Source organism: Halosegnis longus, assembly GCF_009663395.1.
In the GTDB taxonomy this organism is placed as follows: domain Archaea; phylum Halobacteriota; class Halobacteria; order Halobacteriales; family Haloarculaceae; genus Halosegnis; species Halosegnis longus.
Window position 1 is genome coordinate 76,090 of the sequence record NZ_QKNW01000003.1, and the last position, 20,292, is coordinate 96,381.

General features: G+C 59.2%; 29 protein-coding genes. 13 read left to right on the forward strand and 16 right to left on the reverse strand.

The genetic code is table 11. The annotated features are described in order from the left end of the window. Window positions 1-37: 37 nt before the first annotated feature. The 7 genes from DM818_RS14435 to DM818_RS14465 are packed head-to-tail and all read left to right on the forward strand — an operon-like array spanning window position 38 to window position 6,064. Window positions 38-2,953, forward strand: coding sequence for a hypothetical protein (locus tag DM818_RS14435; protein WP_153952958.1), 2,916 nt, complete (start codon window positions 38-40; stop codon window positions 2,951-2,953). Window positions 2,954-2,997: 44 nt separating this feature from the next. After that, complete coding sequence (locus tag DM818_RS14440) at window positions 2,998-3,924, forward strand: hypothetical protein (RefSeq protein WP_153952960.1); 927 nt, start codon at window positions 2,998-3,000, stop codon at window positions 3,922-3,924. After that, window positions 3,917-4,288, forward strand: coding sequence for a hypothetical protein (locus DM818_RS14445; RefSeq protein WP_153952962.1), 372 nt, complete (start codon window positions 3,917-3,919; stop codon window positions 4,286-4,288). Before DM818_RS14440 ends, DM818_RS14445 begins: the two co-directional genes overlap by 8 nt. After that, window positions 4,285-4,515, forward strand: a complete 231-nt coding sequence (locus DM818_RS14450; protein ID WP_153952964.1) for a hypothetical protein — start codon at window positions 4,285-4,287, stop codon at window positions 4,513-4,515. Before DM818_RS14445 ends, DM818_RS14450 begins: the two co-directional genes overlap by 4 nt. After that, window positions 4,515-4,742, forward strand: coding sequence for a hypothetical protein (locus tag DM818_RS14455; RefSeq protein ID WP_153952966.1), 228 nt, complete (start codon window positions 4,515-4,517; stop codon window positions 4,740-4,742). Before DM818_RS14450 ends, DM818_RS14455 begins: the two co-directional genes overlap by 1 nt. After that, window positions 4,732-5,175: a hypothetical protein gene (locus tag DM818_RS14460; protein ID WP_153952968.1), complete on the forward strand. Its 444-nt coding sequence runs from the start codon at window positions 4,732-4,734 to the stop codon at window positions 5,173-5,175. Before DM818_RS14455 ends, DM818_RS14460 begins: the two co-directional genes overlap by 11 nt. 49 nt (window positions 5,176-5,224) lie before the next feature. Then, window positions 5,225-6,064: a cytidine deaminase family protein gene (locus tag DM818_RS14465; protein ID WP_153952970.1), complete on the forward strand. Its 840-nt coding sequence runs from the start codon at window positions 5,225-5,227 to the stop codon at window positions 6,062-6,064. Window positions 6,065-6,081: 17 nt separating this feature from the next. Here the strand turns inward: DM818_RS14465 and DM818_RS14470 are convergent, their stop codons facing one another. Continuing rightward, window positions 6,082-7,866: a helicase C-terminal domain-containing protein gene (locus tag DM818_RS14470; protein ID WP_153952972.1), complete on the reverse strand. Its 1,785-nt coding sequence runs from the start codon at window positions 7,864-7,866 to the stop codon at window positions 6,082-6,084. A 217-nt stretch (window positions 7,867-8,083) separates the two neighbouring features. Here DM818_RS14470 and DM818_RS14475 point away from each other — a divergent pair, with 217 nt between their 5' ends. The 6 genes from DM818_RS14475 (at window position 8,084) to DM818_RS14500 (ending at window position 12,004) form a co-directional block, all read left to right on the forward strand. Then, the gene (locus DM818_RS14475) at window positions 8,084-8,314 is read left to right on the forward strand and encodes a hypothetical protein (protein ID WP_153952974.1); all 231 of its coding nucleotides are present in this window, start codon (window positions 8,084-8,086) and stop codon (window positions 8,312-8,314) included. A 350-nt stretch (window positions 8,315-8,664) separates the two neighbouring features. Then, the gene (locus DM818_RS14480) at window positions 8,665-8,964 is read left to right on the forward strand and encodes a hypothetical protein (protein ID WP_153952975.1); all 300 of its coding nucleotides are present in this window, start codon (window positions 8,665-8,667) and stop codon (window positions 8,962-8,964) included. A 91-nt stretch (window positions 8,965-9,055) separates the two neighbouring features. Continuing rightward, a complete protein-coding gene (locus DM818_RS14485) occupies window positions 9,056-10,048 on the forward strand; it encodes a hypothetical protein (RefSeq protein ID WP_153952977.1) in 993 nt (330 codons plus the stop codon). Between the two features lie 409 nt (window positions 10,049-10,457). Further along, a complete protein-coding gene (locus DM818_RS14490) occupies window positions 10,458-10,757 on the forward strand; it encodes a hypothetical protein (RefSeq protein WP_153952979.1) in 300 nt (99 codons plus the stop codon). Then, on the forward strand, window positions 10,754-11,185 hold the full coding sequence (locus DM818_RS14495; RefSeq protein WP_153952981.1) for a hypothetical protein: 432 nt from the start codon (window positions 10,754-10,756) through the stop codon (window positions 11,183-11,185). Before DM818_RS14490 ends, DM818_RS14495 begins: the two co-directional genes overlap by 4 nt. Before the next feature lie 27 nt (window positions 11,186-11,212). Further along, window positions 11,213-12,004, forward strand: a complete 792-nt coding sequence (locus DM818_RS14500; RefSeq protein ID WP_153952982.1) for a hypothetical protein — start codon at window positions 11,213-11,215, stop codon at window positions 12,002-12,004. Window positions 12,005-13,397: 1,393 nt separating this feature from the next. On the opposite strand, the gene DM818_RS14505 is transcribed toward DM818_RS14500, so the two are convergent. The 15 genes from DM818_RS14505 to DM818_RS14570 all read right to left on the reverse strand — a co-directional run bounded on the left by DM818_RS14505 (window position 13,398) and on the right by DM818_RS14570 (window position 20,146). Continuing rightward, window positions 13,398-13,958, reverse strand: coding sequence for a hypothetical protein (locus DM818_RS14505; protein ID WP_153952983.1), 561 nt, complete (start codon window positions 13,956-13,958; stop codon window positions 13,398-13,400). Window positions 13,959-13,969: 11 nt separating this feature from the next. Continuing rightward, window positions 13,970-14,200 carry a hypothetical protein gene (locus DM818_RS14510; RefSeq protein ID WP_153952984.1) on the reverse strand — a complete coding sequence of 77 codons (231 nt, stop codon included), beginning with the start codon at window positions 14,198-14,200 and terminating at the stop codon, window positions 13,970-13,972. 84 nt (window positions 14,201-14,284) lie between these two features. Then, window positions 14,285-14,806: a hypothetical protein gene (locus DM818_RS14515; protein ID WP_153952985.1), complete on the reverse strand. Its 522-nt coding sequence runs from the start codon at window positions 14,804-14,806 to the stop codon at window positions 14,285-14,287. Window positions 14,807-14,848: 42 nt separating this feature from the next. Continuing rightward, a complete protein-coding gene (locus DM818_RS14520; protein WP_153952986.1) occupies window positions 14,849-15,739 on the reverse strand; it encodes a hypothetical protein in 891 nt (296 codons plus the stop codon). 151 nt (window positions 15,740-15,890) lie between these two features. Continuing rightward, window positions 15,891-16,112, reverse strand: coding sequence for a hypothetical protein (locus tag DM818_RS14525; RefSeq protein WP_153952987.1), 222 nt, complete (start codon window positions 16,110-16,112; stop codon window positions 15,891-15,893). Beyond that, on the reverse strand, window positions 16,109-16,240 hold the full coding sequence (locus DM818_RS15320; RefSeq protein ID WP_268891838.1) for a hypothetical protein: 132 nt from the start codon (window positions 16,238-16,240) through the stop codon (window positions 16,109-16,111). Before DM818_RS15320 ends, DM818_RS14525 begins: the two co-directional genes overlap by 4 nt. Further along, the gene (locus tag DM818_RS14530) at window positions 16,237-16,512 is read right to left on the reverse strand and encodes a hypothetical protein (protein WP_153952988.1); all 276 of its coding nucleotides are present in this window, start codon (window positions 16,510-16,512) and stop codon (window positions 16,237-16,239) included. Before DM818_RS14530 ends, DM818_RS15320 begins: the two co-directional genes overlap by 4 nt. 160 nt (window positions 16,513-16,672) lie before the next feature. Further along, window positions 16,673-17,473 carry a hypothetical protein gene (locus tag DM818_RS14535; RefSeq protein WP_153952989.1) on the reverse strand — a complete coding sequence of 267 codons (801 nt, stop codon included), beginning with the start codon at window positions 17,471-17,473 and terminating at the stop codon, window positions 16,673-16,675. An 81-nt stretch (window positions 17,474-17,554) separates the two neighbouring features. Further along, window positions 17,555-17,887 carry a hypothetical protein gene (locus DM818_RS14540; RefSeq protein ID WP_153952990.1) on the reverse strand — a complete coding sequence of 111 codons (333 nt, stop codon included), beginning with the start codon at window positions 17,885-17,887 and terminating at the stop codon, window positions 17,555-17,557. 68 nt (window positions 17,888-17,955) lie between these two features. Further along, the gene (locus DM818_RS14545; protein ID WP_153952991.1) at window positions 17,956-18,426 is read right to left on the reverse strand and encodes a hypothetical protein; all 471 of its coding nucleotides are present in this window, start codon (window positions 18,424-18,426) and stop codon (window positions 17,956-17,958) included. Next, a complete protein-coding gene (locus tag DM818_RS14550; RefSeq protein WP_153952992.1) occupies window positions 18,423-18,596 on the reverse strand; it encodes a hypothetical protein in 174 nt (57 codons plus the stop codon). The genes DM818_RS14545 and DM818_RS14550 overlap by 4 nt, the downstream gene beginning before the upstream one ends. After that, window positions 18,589-18,921 carry a hypothetical protein gene (locus DM818_RS14555; RefSeq protein ID WP_153952993.1) on the reverse strand — a complete coding sequence of 111 codons (333 nt, stop codon included), beginning with the start codon at window positions 18,919-18,921 and terminating at the stop codon, window positions 18,589-18,591. Before DM818_RS14555 ends, DM818_RS14550 begins: the two co-directional genes overlap by 8 nt. A 7-nt stretch (window positions 18,922-18,928) precedes the next feature. Next, window positions 18,929-19,378, reverse strand: coding sequence for a hypothetical protein (locus DM818_RS14560; RefSeq protein WP_153952994.1), 450 nt, complete (start codon window positions 19,376-19,378; stop codon window positions 18,929-18,931). Next, complete coding sequence (locus DM818_RS14565) at window positions 19,375-19,812, reverse strand: hypothetical protein (RefSeq protein WP_153952995.1); 438 nt, start codon at window positions 19,810-19,812, stop codon at window positions 19,375-19,377. The genes DM818_RS14560 and DM818_RS14565 overlap by 4 nt, the downstream gene beginning before the upstream one ends. A 1-nt stretch (window position 19,813) precedes the next feature. Next, a complete protein-coding gene (locus DM818_RS14570) occupies window positions 19,814-20,146 on the reverse strand; it encodes a hypothetical protein (RefSeq protein WP_153952996.1) in 333 nt (110 codons plus the stop codon). Between the last annotated feature and the right edge of the window lie 146 nt (window positions 20,147-20,292).

Sequence of the window (20,292 nt, forward strand, 5' to 3'; positions counted from 1 at the left end):
CACAACTATTATGTGTCGCACCTACAATATCACGTGTATGTCGAACAGTGAATCGACGGGGACGGACCCCGCCGACCCAGTTGACCCGGATGATGAGATCGATTTCTCCAACACGAAGTTCCAGCAGCTCCCGGATGTCATGCCCTCGAACGTCCAGACGGACGACGAGGACCATGCTGTCTTGGATGCACTCGGCGAAGACCACGATACGACGTTCAAATACGACCCACGTCGCCAGGGTGAGCGCGTCGCATTCAGGTACGCGTCTCCGAAGGCAGCCCTTCGTGAGTACATCGCCAACTCGGAGTCGGCACTGATTCGCCGAGCTCGGAGCATCGTCCCCGAACAGACCGATATCTCGAGTGAGGAAGCCGACGAGATGTCACCGTGGGATATCCTGACGACCGCACGCGAGAAGACGGATTATAACCCACGCATCAAGATCGCTTACAGTGAGCAAGAGGCCGACATGCCCGACCTCGTCATCGACGACAACGGCTGTGGCGTCTCCATCACCGAGTGGCAGATCATCGAGCACGTCGGACTCTCGGGCAACCACGCGAATGGTGACATTGCCGGCGAGATGGGCCAGGGCCTGATGTCTGGCTTCAACTTCTGTGGCAAGCACGGGATGTTCAAGATGGTGACACACTCCATCAACGACGACTCGAACTACGCCATGAAGTGGCACATCGACGAGCCAAAACCAATCGACGGGAAGCGACAGGTCGGACCAGGTACTCGCTTCGTCTTCCCAGCGGTTACCGGTGACATCCACGATCTCGACATCAAATCGGAGCTCGAACGCATCTGCCAGCTCGTGCGTGTGCCCGTTGTCTACGAGGCATATGACAGTGATGGCTCACTGAACACCGACGAGCCCGAAGAGTTCCTCCCACAGCGCCTCGACGATCTCGTCGACAGTGATCAGCCGTCTATCATCTATGAGGATGATATGGTGATGGCAGTTGCCAACCCGTCGATTGGAACGTCATACCACATGGAACAGCCGAAGGGCTTCATGACGTGCCAGCCCATCGCCCGAGAGGGGGCCAGTTCACTCGATAAGAACGCGTCACCCTACCACTTCCACCTCTGGCTCAAGCGAGAGGACTACCCGATCTGGATCTGCAACTGTGACGGTCACAGAGATGGGCGTGGGCCCCACCGTGGGAAGCAGCCGATCGAGCACGCTGGCTACATCGCACTGGACGAGGAAGAGAAATCGAACTACGTCGACATGGCCGAGATCGACATGGGCGAGCACGTCCAACTCGCCGAGCCTGTCGACGACAAAGACCGACTGAAGGAAGGACACGGAGACATGTATCGGGAGATCGGCGACCGTCTCTTCGACGAATGGCGTTCGCTTGGCTCGGAGCTCATGGAACGTGCAGAAGCCTCCGACCCGTCGACGTTCCGTGAGGACGCTACGTCATACGAACGCTCGATTTTCTACAACACGTACCAGTTCTTCACGAAGGGCGTCTCCCAGCCGGATGTTGACGAGGTGAAAGACATCGTTGCGGACACCTTCGATGTCGACATCAGCGAGCCACTCGCGACGCACCTGATCGCGTCACAGGACGAAGTCGAGCTCGCGCCACGAGACAAGACAGCAACGCGTGTTGCCACAGCAAACGGTCGTGTCGGTGTCAACGTCTCGGAGGTGCTCGACAAGGCTGCTGATGGTGGCCAAGTCTGGATGGCGAAGACGCTCACTATGTCGTCGAAGGTGGATACGGCGTGGGAGATGCACGAGAACAACCAGGTCGTGAAGGTGGACGAGTACGAGTACTACGCCGACACCTTCGGCTGGAAGAAGCTCAAGGAGATCGATATGTACAATCTCTCTGAGCAGTTCCCCGACCATCCGGAGATCCACCACCGCGAGAAAACGCGATCGAATTCGCGTACGAATCGGTATCGTGGTGTCGGAACGACTGACCAGGACCCGACCGAGCGTTACGTCAAGGTCCGACGTGGGACGGGCGACCAGTACTCATTCCACCGGTACCGTGGCCACCGCGTCTTCGGAGCCCTCGACGGTGACGCTGGGCCGGTCATCTTCAACACCAACGGCTCACACAGCCAGGACCGTGTCGACAGACTCGTCATCTACCGCCAGAGCGAGCATCCGTCTGATGTCGGAACGGGTATCTCGAATGCTCCCCACGCCGGCTATGCGCTAGTCCCGAACTACGTCTACGACTACCTGCTCGAGGCCGATCGAGTCTACGAGTCCGTGGAGGAGATGAGTCGGGACATGCTCGGGAACACACATATCGCTCTCGACATCTCGACTAACTGTCTCGAGCCAGCCGTCACCGGCCTCGACGACAATCGAATTGGGCAGTTCACGCCTGATGGGCAGTACGACGTGATCTCCGTCACCGACCGTGAGCTCACCAGCGACGATCTCGTCGTTGCTGTCCAAGATGAACAGCAGGCAGAGCTCTACTCGATTGCGACAGGGATCCACGACACGCTCGACCCGAGCATCTTCACGCGCCATCTCGAAGACGTTGCAGCCAACATGGCTGGCTACGACATCAACGACCGGTCACCGTTCGCGTCCCACGACCGCGTGGTGTTCATGACGTACGAGGAGATGAAAGCCTCGTGGCCCGCATTCGAGACGGATGTCTCGCCCGAAGATGCGGGGGAGCATACACCGACATGTGTCGTCGACGAGACGCCGACGGTGTTGTTCTGGAAGGGTGCAGTCCCAGAGATCACCGCCAGTACCAGATTCCACACGACCGATATTCGCGATCTCGACGAACTCGTGATCGAAGCGACCTACCCGCCGGAAATGTATCCACGAGACTCCGCTGAGTGGGCAAAATTCGGCCCATCATCGATGGACGACGAGTGGAAAATCGAGATGATCGAGCAACTGGAAGCCGGCGCTCCAGACGACGCGCACCCGTTCCCGAGCCAACGGTCGTAATCCGTTCCCGGTAGATTCTTTTACTCCCCGCCATATGCTGCTGTATGGCGTTACCAACGATCGACGACTTGCCAACGAGGGCTGAGTACCAGGAGATGGTCGATGAACCGCTCCCAGACCGCGTCCCGACGTGGGTTCCACTGGCAGACTTCCTCTCACCATACAACCAGATGCAGTACTGGTACAACGAGCTCACCGAGACGGACGTGCCGGTTCCCGAAACGCGCACCGTCAGTGTCATCGAGAGTGTGACTGGCACCCCAACGTACGATACCGATGAAGTGATCGACGTTGTCGACGAGCTCGGTGGGACCGCATTCGTCCGTAGTGAGTACAAGGCGAGCTACACCGCCCGCCAGTCGAAGATTCCGGATACGAATCCCGAGAATGTCGAGTACTGGATGACCGAGTTCCTCTCGACGCTCGCCATGCAAGGGCTCCCAGTGGGCGAGCAACTCTGGCTTCGCGAGTGGCTCGACCTCGATTGGGCCGGCGACGATCTCGATCCGTGGCACCCAGAGATTCGTGCCTTCATCGATGATGGTGAGGTGCTGTGTTGGCACCTTCGCGACGCTGACGAGCTCCACAACGCCGACGAGATCGTCGAGGATGTCGGCCTCTCACCGTCGATGAATCCTGTCGGCTCCCTCCGGGCATGGCTCGCGCCCGACTGGGAAGAAACCGTCAGTGAGTACGCACAGGCGGTTGCTGACCAGTTCGAGGGGTCGTGGTCGGTCGACTTCGTGAAGACGACTGACGGCGACTGGTACTGCACTGACATGGCGCTGCGTGCGCTCACTCCGGTCAGCGGTGAGTGGAACGAGATGAGTGGCCACCCCGGCAACTGTGAGCACCAACTCGTCCGTCACCTCCCTGCAAGCTATCTGGATAGTGACGACCGGAGTCCCGAGGGAGTCGACGCAGAGGCCGAGCAACTCATCGAGGAGATGGAGATGGATACCGATGCCTAACGAACAACTGACCGATATCGACGGCAGTGGACGTGACGACCCGCAGTCGTTCGAATACGATATCACGCCTGAAGATATCGAGATCAACTGGCAACATCCACGCCATCCAGGTGAAAACGCGGTACTGCTCGTCTGGCCAACACCGTTGCGCGACAAGTGGGCTGTCGAAGTCGACGACGGCATCGCATGGGCTGTGTCCCATACCGTCCTGTATGAAGATGCTGATGGTAACATCAAGCCCCGAACGAGATCGGTGGACCCCAACGATCCTCTCCCGACTGTCGTCGCACGCGCAATCTTGGGGTACACTGGTGAGTATGGCCCCGTCGAGACGTTGGTGAACGACTGGGGTGGTGACGAATGAGGCTACCGTACCTCACCGAGTCGGCGCTCGATCTGATCGAAGAGCTCTCGCTCCTCCTTGGTGGGATGCTCATCGTCTTCGCATACCTGTTCTTCATGGTCTATGTCGGTGAGCGGATCCTCGACCTCGGTATCGCTGAATCGCTCACACTCACGATCCTCGTTCTGATCAACGGGTGTGCATTGATCGCGGTAGGCGCCATCGCCCATTACGTCCAGCACCGATAATGAGTGATCCATACAGACACAGAGATACCGACCCGCTGACGTTCACCGCTATTGCAATCGCCTTCAGCGCCCTCGGCTTTCTGCTTACCATTGCGTTCGCCGAGATCTGGCTCTTCGATACCGTACTGACGGTGGAGTACACACGCCTCGTCTCACTGACCATCCTCACCTTCGCGAACAGCTGTCTCCTCCTGTTCGCAGGCGCACTTGGGATCTATGTCAACTGAACGTCTTACTGCCGATGTCGAACGCGCGCCAGACCAGTGCCCGATGTGTGGTGAGGAGTTCGCCGACCCTGACGACGTGAATCGAGAACGTGGGATCCACGCATCATCTCTCGATGCAAACCAGCTGTATCGTCGCCACCGCCGGCGTCACTTCTCAGTCTTCGATCAGCCGAAGCTCGACCCGACTGACGACCCACATCTGGACGCCTACTACGATGAAGCGCCCGACCCGACTGACGACGAAGACGACGAAGACGGAGACGACGAGCTCGACACCTACACCGTCACGAAGCATTACTCCGCACGACTCGCGATCGAGGTCGAAGCCCGCGACGAGCGTCACGCGAAGGACGTGTTCGAGCAGGTCAAAGCGGACGAGAATCTCGAGCCGGATGTCGACGAGCATCTCCATACTGAGGTCAGTGACTGGTAACTGAACTCGTTCCCGAACGCTCAAGTGCGCGACACCTGTACGGGAGTGTATGTCACAGCGACTTCCGAATCCACGTGTTGTTTCGAGTCATGAACAACTCATTTCGATTGCTGATCAGGCGCGAGAAAAGGCATTCGCGCCATACTCCGAATTCACCGTTGGCGCAGCGATCAAGACCGAGCAAGGCACATATCACGGTGCGAATATCGAGGTATCTGGCCGACAGACTTCGATTCACGCTGAAGCGATGGCGATCTTCTCCGCAGTGATGGCTGGTGCTAGTGAGTTCTCACACATGGTCGTGTCGAGCGCACGAACTGAGGCGCCGTGTGGTCTCTGCCAGCATACACTCACCCAGTTCACCGACACGCTCGATATCACCGTTGTCGGCGAAGACGGCGAATCTGAATCCTACGAGCTGAGTGAGCTCACCGGTGACGCCTATACGGCGACGACACGCCATCCGGGTAACGGGCACGTCGTCGATGACGATGGTGAGGACACGGCGGACACAGACGACACTGATGACACAGACGACACTGGGAGCACGGACCCGTTGGTCAGTGACGCACCACCAAGCACAGCATCGATCACCGAGTGGGTTCGGATCACCATCGCTGACTCACTCGAACCTGACGCTATCCATTGGTTCGACACATACACCGGTCAACTCGATGGTGAGCTCGTTGGCCTCGACAAGGCGGTCGTGTACACGGTCAAACGACACGACGTTGGCACATACATCGAAGTCTCCGACCGCATCGATGGTGCGTCCGATGAGCATGTTCGCAAGATGCTGATGGAGCTACACGACCAGAACCTCATCACGTATGATGCAAACGGCTCTCTCACCGTGACGAACATCGCCAGAACGACCTACTTCGAGTAACCAGTCGTCGACTTTCGCTACGCGTCGGCAGTAACGGTCTCGCGCCACGGAGCCTTGCTCGAGTGTGCCCAGTGGTCGGGCGCATCGTCCGTCACAGCCTCTTCGTACCAGTCAGGGAACTCGACCTTGTGCATCAGCTGCTCCATCTTCGCGTCGAGCACGTAGAACGATGCAGCATCATCGGGGCCACGGACTGCTCGCCCAACCGCTTGCGCACAGTCGAGCATCGCCTCCTGATTGTACCAGTCCCACGCAGATCGCTCGTTGAGCAAGTAGCTCACTCGCTCGTCACCGGGCGATCGGAACGGAACCTTCAGCAGCACCTGCCACCGTGCCATGTCACCCTCCAGGTCGACACCTTCGGTCATCGAGGGTGTCGCGAGGATGTCTGCACTGCTCTCCTGGAACGCCTCCAGCGCCTCAGTGGCATCCATGTCCTGCTTGTGACGGAAGACCTTGTGGTGGCCCAGCGACTGCGCCAACCGCTTTGCGCGCCCGTAGGACGCCGTGTGGATGATACCGTTCTCACCAGTGTGGTGACTGTGGATCTCCTCGATCGTACTGATGATCTCCGGCCAGTGTTCATCACAGCCGTCACCCGACATCGACCCGACGACCGTGTTCGTATGAATGCGACGGTTCTCGACCGGGAACGGCATCGGACAACGGATGAGCTCGGTCTCGCCCGGGAGCCCGATCCGGTCTGCCCACGTCTCGACATCGTTGCGATACGGGATCGTCGCCGACGACAGGATCCGCTTGTTGCCACGACTCCAGATCATCTTCTCGAGGAACCGGTCAACGTCGACCGGCTGGAGCTCGATGTACTTGCTGTTCGAGCGCCCCGTCCGCTCGATCGTGTCGACGTTCACCACCCACGGCCGGTCCTCACTGATCTCGTCCAGACAGTAGTTGTAGCGATCGAGGAACGTCTCACACTGCTCGACCTCGTGTCGCATCGACGGGTTGTCCTCCCAGTCGTCGACGAAGATCGTACACTGGCGCGCGATGTCGGCAAGGATGTTCTCGACATCCTCGAAGCGGTCAGCGCTCCAGTCGACCCGGTGCTCGAAGTCCGAGAGGACGGCGTCAGGCAGCGTTCGCTCCGAGACGGTGAAGCCGGCGAACAGACTCGCGATCTGTCCCTCCAGCCCGTGTGCCTCGTCGACACGAACGATGTCTCGGTTGCCGAATGACATCTGCTCGCCCTCCTGTGAGACCATCGGGAGGTTGTTGTCGATGATCAACATCGCGAACGTGAGCACGGCTTGGCTTGCGCTCATCGCGTCTTCCTTCGCCTCCCAGTAGGTACACCCGCTCGTCCCCATGCACGACTGCTCGTTGCCGTTCCGAATCGGGCAGTCAGCACAGTTGGTTCCTCCGGCTGCACACGAGTAGTCGCGTCGGGATTTCAGCATCTCGATTGCATCCTGCAGCGTCTCGTCAGCTGCGAGCTGGTCTCGAAGCTGTTTCTGGGGCGTCGTGTAGAACGACGACCCGTCGAGTACGCTCAGATCGAGCTCGAAGTACGACTCGATGCCGGCTTGGTTCTCGTACAGGACCGAGTTCACCTCACCGACTGCCACTAGCAGCGGGCTTTTGCCCACACCAGTCGGCGCGTCGATGATCACGTTGTCAGCGTCGTCGATGAAGAGCTTCCACAGTGTGTGGTACAGTACCTCGTCCTGGTACTCCCGGTAGCCAGGGAATGGAAACTGCTCGTCAGCAAGGTCACGGAGGTAGCCCCGAAACCCGGACTCGTCAGCCGTATAGTCGGTGTAGTCGATGTCCGTATTGGTCATACACGGTATACTTGCGCGACCAACATGAATCCATTGGGAACTGGTTCATCCAGACAGCAATTTCTTCAGAGCTGTCAGCGATTCTGTTATTCACCAGACGCGATATCTTTACCACAGATGTTCACACAACTATGTGTTGTGAGGCGAGTTCAGTACACGATCGATATCGCAGTTCCGTCGGACACTGTCGAGAACACCATCGTTCGGTGATCCCTGCATGATTCTACAACTCACAATCACACGCACAGTCTCCACGCAAGACGGCTCAACGGAGGAGCAGTGGGAGCTGAAGATCATCGACGATCGCGTGACCGTCATCAATCACGACGCACGCGAGCCCGACTGTGAACGTGGCCCATCGCGTGCCGTTGACACAGAGGCATGTCCAGACGAGGTCCTCGAGCAGTTCAGCTCGGCACTGGAGGAGACGCATGATGCACTCTGTTGAACTCGTTTCCACAAGTCTTACATACGTCGCGACACTACGAACGTAGTGCCCCCAGAGAAGGGGCCCGCAAGCCACCTGTTGCTACAGGGGCTCTGGGTTTTCCCTTCCGGGTGGTACTGCGTCGACTGTGACGCGAACCTGGTCACGCCGAACCGAATCACCTGCTTGGACATGACCTGTGGGGGTTGATCACCCCCGCCATCGTTTCCCTCGTCGCATGAAACATTGTGTGTACGGCCTCGTCTATCGGCCCCCAGTCCCACCGTTCTGGATCGTGGCCGTCATACTGTTCATCCTCCTCGGGATGTACATCGGCGGGTTCTAGCTCGGGCTCGTGTCGTGAATGTCGCATGACTGACAGCCCCCAGTCGTCCAACCGTGTCTCGATTCCGGCCCACTACGAGAAGCGCGTCGGGTCGGGCATGTACGCCGGCTATCGGGAGACGCAGCGATGGAACTGGGTCGAGCAGCGCGAGCTCGGTGGCGACTGTCCCCTCCCGTTCTACACGCGCGTGGATCGTGATCGAAGCGCGATGTACGATCCCGATGGCGACGGGGCACACATCGAGATGGGGGTCGGGCTGGTCTATGATCTGTCGGACGACGTTGTGGTGGAACCTGATTCTCGTCCGGCCTCCGTTGACCTCTAACTCGACCGCACCTGTTCCTGTCAGCCCATAGTGTAAACGCGTACTCGGAAGAAAAACATTCATATGTGTCCCCCTAATACGTAGGGATGCAATGTCGATTACGGATATTGGGAAGGAGGAGGCCGAGAACGCTGACACCGGTGGCGTCACCGGTGACGACTACGAACGATACGATGTAACCGAGCTGGAGTACCTCAAATCTCACCCGACGACGGCAGTTGGTGGGACGGCAGTGGCACTGCGGTACTTCCCGGGCGACCCGGACGACAACAATCTGGATCGCGGGTTCGCGGGGCTCGTCGTCGACGACCCGTTCCTGTACACCGGAGGCGACGAAGCGCTGGCTGGCAGCGCAGTCTTCTCCAAGGACGAGGGAGAGAAGGGTGACGACCTCAAGGCCGTCAACCTCGAGGACGACGACACGAAGCACATCGAGGACACGGGCGTCGACTTCGACGGCAACGTGTTCTACGGTGAGCAGATCGACTCGATCGACAACGACCAGGTCGTCATCAAGCTGACTGGCAACGCTGGTCGCTCCGCGATCTGCTGTCTCGATGTTCACGGCAAGGGTGGCGCAGAAGTCGAGACGACCGACACCGGTCAGCCGAAGATCAATCCGGAGACGGGCTACCCGGATGTCGTGCCCGCGCTCCTCGAGTACTTCGACAACGACGAGGACAACTACACGCCTCCGCGCTACTACCGCGACACGGAGCTGCGTCCGGACATGGAGGGCGAGCAGGTCGTCTTCATGATCCAGCGCATGCGTGACGTGAAGGAGGACTACGACGGCGACTCCTACTGGTCGACCGTTCTCACGGCGACCGAAGATGGCGATGGGCAGGCCGACATGGAGTTCGAGACCGTCCAGCCGACCGACGAGTTCGAGCCGAGCGAGGAGCTCCTCCGTGCCACGAGCTGGCTGGAGAGCTACCCCGAGCGCGAGGAGATCGCACGCGCCTGCGTCGATCAGGGCGTCCAGATTCCGGACAAGGTGCGCGAGTATCTCTCCGAGGAGAACGAGGAGCTGCTGCGTGAGCTCCAGTCGGACGCCTCCGAGACGACCGAAGCCGAAGCATAACCATTCACCACCTTCGATTTATGTCGCACAGCATCGTTTCCGACCATCCGCCCGCCGGCTGTCCCAAGGGTCCCTCCTGGGGCAGTCAGTGCCACCGCGTCACGCGTGGGGCCGTTTCGGCCCCCGTTCGTTCCCGTCCGTGGCACGTCGCGTGGCAGGGTTCGAGCGAGTTCGCATCCCAATCCAACTCGTCATCCCATAGTACGGTCGTTGCCATAGGGCCATTTCGTGGTGTCCATCGTCCGACGGCAGGGCTCTGTCCTGCCTCTCCGGACATTCGCTCACAGCACACGCATGGGGGCCATCATGGCTCCCGCCATTCCCACCGGACCGTCCCGTCACCGCACGTTCCGGCTGTCATTCCCCAACTTCCCCTCTGAGTCTCACGCGCCGAGACTCCTTTCGTCGCATGGACGATCTGACGCTCAACGCAGAATCGCGTCTGCTCCACGAGACACTTCGTCGGATCGACAGAGAGGTACGTGGCGCCTACCGCGCCGGCTATCACTACATCTACGTCGGTCGCCCCTCACCAGCAACGCTTGGCGAGAGCGCTGGTGATGCGTCGATTGCATACAGCTGTGCGATCGTCCCTGCGCTCGACGAGCTCGAGCATGACGAGCTGCCCGGCGAGTATCAATGGACAGAGTACGATCTCCGCTCGATCAGTCCAGCGGAGTATCGGGAGTTCGTCTCAGGGACACGATGAACCCCTGGGTTGGCTTCCCACTACTCGATCTGTGCATCAGTGTCGCACTGACGTTCGTCTACCGCTACTGGCCAGAGTTCAAATCGACGGTCCGTCGACGGGTGGTAGATGGTGGCGAACACGTCGAGATCGAACTCCGGCCTGAGCTCTTCGCCGGACTGGTCATCCACACGCACGGTGAGGAACTGGCCGGCCCACTGACGAACTTCAACATCGACGAGTTCCAGTATGGCGTCCGTGGGACCACGTCGCCCGACGAGGCCGTGGATACCATCATACTGCAGGATACGTACAGTCTCTGCAAGTGGGCTCACGACGATCGTCTCGATGGCTACAATCGACGTGGCTCACTGACGACTCTCGGTGACTGTCTGGCCGAGATACGCGCAGAGCGGGGCCACGGGTGGACAGACGAATACACGTCGTAGCCGTGGCGCACAGCGGGCGGATGTCGCATGTCAGAAGATTTCACGAGCCGGACCGAGTGGCTTCTCGCGAAGGCAGCGTTCCGTGAGGAATTGGACCGTCTCGATATCGATGGTGTCGATATTCGGCTGGACGACTCGACCGATGAACACTTCTCGTTCACTGTCGAGCTCAGCCGGAAGCGCGTCGACTCCGAGCCCGAGGAGCTCCTCGATCAGCTGAACGAACAGGCTGGTCGCGATGGCACTGACCAGCTGTCGTACGAGGTCGACACACCGCTGAACAGCAGTATCGACAACATCGTCGACAACACCGTCGAGCCATCGACCGATCTGTGGGATATCGGGAGCGAGAATGCACCGATCACACAGCGGGAGATCGACGCGATGCTCGAGGAGGTCGAGTCGGATGTGTTCTCCCTGTCGGATGTGACGCTCGGACTCTGGCGGACGTTCGACGATGCGCCGTCCGTAGACGAGATCCGCTCCGAGCTCGAGTCCCGGGCAGCAGCGTACGGTGTCGACGATATGGCATCGGCAGAGACGATGCAGGAACGGCTGGAGGGGGCGACTGGCCAGAAACAGTGTCCCAAGGGGTGTGGTGAGATGGTGTATCATCTCAACCCGGCCGGGTGGGTCTGTCCCGACTGTGCTGAATTCGCCAGTGCCGTGGATGACGTAAACGGGACGGACGACACAGACGGCACTGGTGGCACTGGTAGCACGGACGACACAGACGATACAGCACCACGTGAGCGTCCGACCGACATCAGCAGTGGGCCCGACTCGCCTCCACAAGCGGACTCAACGGTTCATCGGTAGGGCTCGGCCGTTTCTGTCGCACCTGTTCTCGTTCGCTTGCACGTGGTGGGCGCGCAGGCGTGTTGCCCGAATCTTCGACTGTGCGCCGACCGTGCATCCGTGGCCCCGAGCACGTTCGTATCGCGTACGAACCCTCGCCTGTCGGCGTCACCGACGTTGGCCCTGCATCTCTCGTCCCGCACGGACGCCTGTTCCTCCCTGATCGAATGCCCGTCTCCCCCGAAAATGGGAGCGATTACCCCCGATCGATTGTCTGTTACCCCCCAAAATGGGTGGCGGTTGCCTGAGCGACGAGCGTGAGTCGTGACTACGGAGACGAAGCTATGGTTGGGCATGGGTCCACCTGAGAGCGCCGTGTGGGCCGACAGTGACTGCCTGCGCGGATCGCCGTCGAGTGGGGCAAACGTGGGCTTCGAACAGCTGTGCGCGTGGCGTGCGACGAGCGTGGGCCCACGTGATACTGCCCGATCCTGCCGAGCTCACACGACGGGATCTGGGTATCCTTCCACCCACCCAGTTCCCACCCACCCGACTGCCGAGCTCGCACGAAGACGCTCCCCCTGCCTCCCATGCTGGCTGGGATCGTCGATCACTCGCAGATTCGTATTACCCTCCCACCCTGTCCCACCCACCCCACCCACTGTCCCCGATCAAGCGACGTGGTCCCGAGATGGCTGCGTGGTCCCAACCCCACCAGTTCCCACCCACCCACCCGATTCCCACCCACCCCTCACCTGTTCCCAGACCCAGATACGGATTCCCACCCACCCACCCGGTTAGTGATGGTGGCCACTCGGCGATCGTCGATCACGACCGGCTCTGGGGCGACGCGCAATTCGGATTGGGGTCCCAGACCCGGATTCGGATTCCCACCCACCCACCCGGTTGCCTCATCACGGGCCCCACTTTCTCCCCCCACCCACCCTGTCCCCGAACCCGTGCCCCGTCTGTGGATGTCACTCCGCGTCGAGACACACGACACCGTCGAGAAAAACGAATCCCGCCCACCCACCCGTTTCCGAACGACGACGAGTCAGCAGACAGGAAACAGAGTCCCACCCACCCACCCGTTTAGGAAGATGACGACACGAGTTGGATGGGCATCCATCGTTGGAGTGGACTCCCCATCGATGATGGATGACTCCCTCCCCACGTTGGACCACAGTACAGACGTTCCCCCAAACCAGACCCAGTTGTATACTACAAGAACGTCCAGACACTAAATACTTTGGGTAACGGCTTCAGTCGTTGGGTAGTTGTCTCCCTACCGTCGTGGAAATACGCTCCCCCTGCTCCCTGGCCTAGCGAGGGGATCGTTGATACCTGCATATCAACAGACGAGAACAGCTGGTCACCGAGCGAGTCACGTCACTACCGATGGTCGCGCGCCGGCTTATCGGACAACGCCGTTCATCGCTCGGAGCGATGCGTTGGCGATACACTGCACTTCGGTCTCGAGGTTGGCCTCGAGCATCTTCGACTCCGTGATGACGACGGACTCGATGCCATCCGGGAGCATGTAGTTGATGACGACGTGGTCGGTGTCGGTCTGTTCGTAGCTCGTGCCAACGTACGCGACCGTCTCGGTGCCATCATCGTGCGTGCGACGCTGGTAGGGTGCGACAGTGTCACGGAACTGCTCGGTCTCGGGCAGTGGAAGGTCGACCCCACGGACGACAACGACGGGGACGATTGGCCCGGTGTTGTCTGGGTGGGGGTCGAGTACGTCCGTCAGGACAGCCGGGTCACTCGAACACTGCTCGAGTGGCAGCTCCTCGGGGTCGACATGTGGTTCGTCGGGGGCACTCGGCAGGGCCGTGACACTGGTCTCCTCGTCGAGGGTGGAGCTCTCGGGCTGGTCGTCGGGGTCGAGCCCGTCGTATCGAGGGTCACTGGTCGGTCGGCTTGCACTATTCGTGTCGTCGGTGTCGGTGGAGTCAGGTGTGTCAGTCATTACAGGTGGTGTTATCGCTCGGTGACGGAGAGCATGAAGCTACCGTTGATATGCATATCGCGGAACTCGAACCGTCTGAGTGTTGACTCCGGATTCAGATAGCCAGGCAACTCGGTGCCCTTCATCCGCAGAATATCGCGATCGCTGTACTCATCATCGACGGTGAAGGCACTGGAGACACCGTCGGTGTTCTTCGCTGATGCGACGAGACGCTCGAAATTGGAGTCAGTGAGTGTCGTCATTGGTGGTGGTGTACTGCTGTGGAATCACTTGATGCAACATCTGGTAGTGGGACGCACGCTACTAGAATCTGGCGACAGTGCGTCTCACCCATCAAGGCCGTACAGTGAGGAGACCTGCTTGGTCTCTGCAAGTAGCCGGCGCGCTCGGTCTGGATTCTGTTCGGCGATCCGCTCGAGTCGCGTTCGGAGGAGCTCCCGATAGACGGCATCGAGGACGTCCTTGTCGACGGCGTAGCGCCCCAGGCTTCGCATCATCACGCCATGGATGGAGCCCATCGGCTCGAGTGCATCCTCGACGTGCTCGATGATGTAGTCTTCCGGCGTGCCGAGCTTGACGTGATCGCGCTGCATCATCCCACTCCCGCGCTTCTTCGGCCGGTAGCAGCGTCGGTACCAGTACCGGGCTGCATCGGATTCGAGCTCGTCGTAGCGCGGTTGGCCATGATTCTCCCAGTTGGTCTGCTGCTTGGGCGTCCACTCCGGGTCCGGGACCGGATACGGCGTTGGCCCGTCGTCGGCGGTGTACTGCGATTCGCTGATGGTCGTCAGGTCGATACGATCGTCGTCGGTGAGAGTGTCGCCACTCTCGGCTGGTGTGTTAGACATGTGAAGTCAGGGTGTCGTCAGTTGGTTCGCACGCGTATGCGACTATTCAGCCGGCTCTGTTGGTGCTACGTCGATGACATCCGATGGGCGCGGTGCTTCCGGAATGACGAACACGTCGGTGTCAAGTGTGTCATTATCTGTTGCTCCAACAACCGTTGTCTCATCGGTGACTTTCCCGATGGCATTCTGTGTTGCATTCTTGAGCTCAGTTTGCTCCCCGCTGGCGCCTGTCAGATACACCGTCCGCTGTATCTCACCAGCAGCATCTCTGTGCCGTTCAACTCGCAGTGTCCCGGGCACTTCATAGACGAAATCAGCCCATGATTCGCCATCACGGTGTGTCACTGCTCCGTAATACGAATCCTTCGGCGTGAGCGTCAGTCCACAGACACACGCTTCGATCGCTTGGACATAATCGACCGGTGCATCATCGACTGCAACCCACAACCAGTCGTTTGGGCCCTGCTTGTGAGGGAACAGTTGTTCGATGATGTCACGCTCGACATAGCTTGGTGCTGATTCTGTTGCGTGATGGTCAATATCAAAATCGATGAGATACTCTGCGACACGCACTTCCCGTGGTGTCGGGGGCGTTGTCCATGCGATCGACATCGTTGCCGATGAATCGATCGCTGCATAGCCTGTCGTTTCGCGCACAGTGATGAAGTTCACATCCTCATCGCTTGCAAGCTCGTTCTCACCGCTGTACTGTGTGACGTCCTGGAGGATTCGGTCATGGCCAACGCCCTGGTGAATCCTGCTATGCGCGCCGGTCGTTGTAATCGGCATTCGTCTGAGCTTCGGAGCATCGACGCCACCACGACGCCGGTGCTCTGTTCCCTGCACTCCGATATCGACCAAGATCGCATCGCGATACTCTGTGAGATACGTTGTAAATTCGTCTCTCCCGATTCTGCTGGTGCTATCTGTCATTGGTTGTAACTACCTCATTGTTGCTGCGAAGAAGCTCTACGTAGGGGCCGATCCCCTACAGAGTTCGTCTGTAACAGGCTGTGTGTCAGCCCATATCCACTTCAAGTTATGGGTCACGCTGGTCACGACATGCATTTCAGGAATTCGGACATTATGGCATCCCGCCAGCGACGAGCCAGTTCACGTTCGTCCCGTTCACCTGGACGTCAACAGAGCCGTCACTGTGGACGATCGTGTCATGTGTCACGCTGTTACTGATGCCCTCGCCGGGTGCGAACCCACCGAAGTCACAGAAGTACGCACTGTCGTCGCTGTCCACGACCGTGTCACTCGCCTGTTCGAACTGGCTGAACTCGATCTCCTGTGTGCTCATTGTATATCCTCACAGTATTCGTCGAGGATCTCGTATGCATCATCGACGGCCACCCATGGGTCGGTGGTCTCTGGATCGAGTGCTTCACTGAGGAGCGAGCGGGCCTTCTGGATATCTCCATTGCTCATTGTCGGATCACGTAGTGGATGTTGTCTCGCTCATCGTGCTCGTAGAGGAACTCGACGTCGCTCATCTCGAGGATGCCACGGAGCTGCTCACCTGGCTCGATGAGCTCGTACTCTTGGGCGATGGCGTGCTCCCATGGCATCGTGCTTGTGACGGCACTGTCGACCTCCGTCTCCACGATGGCAGACGGGATGAGCCCGAGATCATCGAGGAATTCGTCGAGCTGGTCACTGTCTGGGTTGAACGTCCGGATGGTACAGGTTTCGTATGTCATGAATATGGTTTGTTCGCAACGAGTTGTCTCACCGTCTCGAGGACGGGCTGCTCACGCGGGGCACGAATGATCGCTTCCCGCAGTTCGGCTTCCGTGATATGTCCGTATCTGCTCATGTTTCGAGAGAATCCTCGCCCGTCAGGGGTCATCGGGAGCTGGATCAGGTGTGCAACGTGATGTACACGTCTTCCTGCATGTCCGGGTCGATGCAGAGCCGACACTCACCGCACTTGATGTCCGAGCCCTCCATGTCGTACGGGCACTGGATGCCGTCTTCCGGAATGTCGTCGACCGTCGGGACGGCGTCGTACTGCCGATCAGCGCCCTCGACCCACTCGTTGGAGGCGTTGATCGTCACATCGGGGGCTTCAGACCAGTCGAGCCCGCTCGATGCCGTGTACAGATACACTGGCACATCGAGCTCGTCAGCGATGTACTGGATATCGCGGACATCCTGCTGGGTCCGAATGTCACCCGACTCCGAGAGGCGAAGGGCCGTAATCTCGTGCTGCTTTCGCTCGAACGTCCGCTGGAGCGCACGCGTGAACAGATACAGGTCACTCTCTTTCCAGAGTAGCTCCTGGCGTCGGCGCTTCGGCAGCGCCATCGGTGCGTATCCACCTTCGCCCTCTGCGTTGTACGCGTAGCAGTCGTCAGCATCGACCTGACACTCCGTCTCGCCAAGATGCGGACAGTCCGTTGCCGACCCGAGGTTGAAAATCGCGACCTCTTTGGCGATCTTCGTGTTGCCGAAGTCGATGTGGTCAGGCCAGAAGTCGTCTGGCTTGGCCATCAACAGTCGTGAGTAGTCTTCGACCGTCGTCGCCTCCTGGAGGCCATCGATGACCGACGCTGCGCCCCACACACTGTATGGGTCGAAGTCGTAGTCAGCCGGGTCTGGCGCGCCCGGGAGTTGCGTATCGATACTGCTGGAGCTACTGCTGGAATCACTGATGCTCATGGAAAACTGGGGTGTCATGCGACGGTACGCGACCTGCCTGTCGCGCCCGGACCTCGCGAGTCCGGTCTGTGTATTGGTGCTCTAGAGGCCGTCTGGCGTCGTCAGATCGAACGTTGGCGAATCTGGGTAGTCGTCAGATTGCCAGCCGTATTCTGGCAGGTACTGCATCTTGCAGATGACAAGATCGACAGCATAGATATCGCCATCTGCTTGCCCACCTTTGGGTAACATTTGTACCTCGAGTGGATTGTCGTACAGCTCTGACTGAATCGCATCGTACAGCCATCTCGCCTGTTCGTGGTCGGCGACGCGGACCCAGAGCCCTGTCGACGATTGGTAGATTGCGTCGATGATTCGCTCAAGCTGTGAATCGCTGATATCGTTCATTGAAATTGGTGATGCGCCGGTGGCCATATCATCATTGTAGCCTACCAACGTATGTTATTCTTGTGGCTTCGCCTACCACGAATCCGTCTGCCAACTCACGCCGTGAACTTCGTCAGCGCGTCGTGGTTCATCCGATCTTCGGGGTCAGTCGTCGACAGGACGATCTCGAAGGCAGTATCGTCATCGTTCGTCTCCTTGAACCGGGCACCGTCGAGGCGGACATAGCGCGTGAAGACGCCGTTCTCGCCCAACGATTTCGCTTCGTCTGGTGCATCGGCTGCACGTGATGATACACGGCCCATCTCACGACTCTCCGTGTCGAAGGCAGGGTAGAGATACGTCGGTGGCGAGTGCAGGTACCTGTCTGGGTCGCCGTTGTTGAACTGTTGGGACTGGACGTATCGGATGTACTCCGTTGGTCCGTCGTACTCCCATATTGCCTCCTGAGCCTCACGCTCGGTGAATTCGAGCGAGACCATCCCATCATCCGTCATGATGAGGAAGATTGACTCCGGCAACTGGACTTCGTCGTACCCGACTGCACGGGCATCATCATACCAGCTCATTCCTCCACCCGAACCACGTCGTAACTGCCGTCGCCGTTCGACTCGACGGTGTACATGCCCTCTTCGAGCTTGCTCGTGAGCCAGTCGATGTCGCCGTACTCGGCGTCCTCGGTTAGTTCAAGCGTCGCGACCACGGTCTCGTCGACGTCTGTTGGTGTCGTGTCACTCATTGATCTCACCGCCAAAGTCGTCCATCGAGGTCACCCGGAAGTCGATCGACGGGGTTTCTGAAATGTCTTCGGAGTACCAGTTGCCGTCATCACGGTTGTACATGATGCTGCGTACCGTCACGTCCCAGCACTTCACTTCGGGCAAGTCGTGGACCGTTCGTGGGATGCACTCCAGGTGGAGCGTCCACCCGTCGAGTGAGCCGAGCCAGTGCATGAAGCCTGCAGCCTCCTCCTGGTCGCCGAAGCGGAACCGGTGTCCACCGTCGCCAAGCAGGTCTTCAATGAGCGTTACGAGCGTCTCGTCGATGTCGATGATGTCTGTCATGATGTCGTTAGTCCCAGTCACACTGGGGCGTCAGGCGCTTGTGTCTCGGTACTTCGATGCTGACGTTCGAGCCGATCTTCGTCAGTTCGCCCCCATCGTCCGAGTAGCGGGCGAGGAATCGGTAGGTGTCACTGACGCCGAATGTCTCTTCAGCGTCGACGGTCATCCCATCGATCTCGATCGTCTCCTGGAAGAAGCGTGGTGTCGCGAGGATGTATCGCTCCTCGGGCTTGTTATCCCGATGGAATAACAGATGCACGTTCTCCGGCCCAGGGTCCGTTGGGGCCGGCACCCACGAGGTGGCTCGCAGGTTGATCGTTGCACGACCGTCGCCGAACTCCTCGACGGCAGCCGTTCCGTATGGCTTGAAGTGCGCTTCACACAGTTGGCCGTCAGTGAGCTCCTGGATGCCCTGAAGGATCACTGCCGTCGAGCACGGAATCGTGTCGTACTTCATTCGCGACTGCCTCTGGCTATTCGTGGACCGGGCACGGTGAGCTCGATATCCATCGGTTCACGCGACTCGTACTCGCAGTAGTCTTCGGTCGGATACAGCTCCATGTAGCCACACTCTTCGCCGAACGAGTCGCGTGACTTGATGAGCCACGGCGTGTAGCCGAGCTCGAGGGCGAGCACGATGATCATGGGGTCGACGCGGTCCGTCGACGTGGTCTTCAGCTGGATCATCCCAGTCGACCAGTGGTCACAGAAGGCCGTTCGGACCGACGGGTGCTCGTTGAGGCGCTCAACGACGCGCTCCGTCTCCCCGTCCAACACGTAGCCCTGCTTGTCGATCGAGTGGTCCGTCTCGTATGGAATGTCTTGGGGACCGCCGATGTGTCGTCTGGCGCGCGATACTGCCTGTTCAACGTCGTTGATGTCGGTGGACATGTTAGATCAGGTCGTATTCGTCTCGCAGCTCCTTGTTCAGGTCCTGGCGGTAGACGGTGTAGCCCATCACGCGGATGACTTCCTGCCAGCTCGCACTGTCATCGACCAGGTGCTTCCACTCGTACGGTTCCGAGTCGGAGTGCTCGATCGCCGAGATCGCTTCATGATGGTACATCGCCACTCGGGAGCTGTCCGATTCTTCATGGACGAGCTCGCCGACCTCCGCGACAGCCGGGTCGTCTTCGACCGCTCTCGCGATCTCTTCTGCACTCGTCTCGATGCGGTCGTAGTAGTCACTTCGCGATTCGATGTTGGGGTTGTAGGCTTGACTCATGGTTGTGTGTATGGCCGGTGTAGTAAATTGTTACGGAAACGCGTTACGATGCTGCTTCGAAGTTCTGTGGGAACATCGCACAGCAGCCCGGGCAGACCTGTCCGCCAGGTGGCATCGACTGTAGCGTTTGTCTGGACTCTCGATTC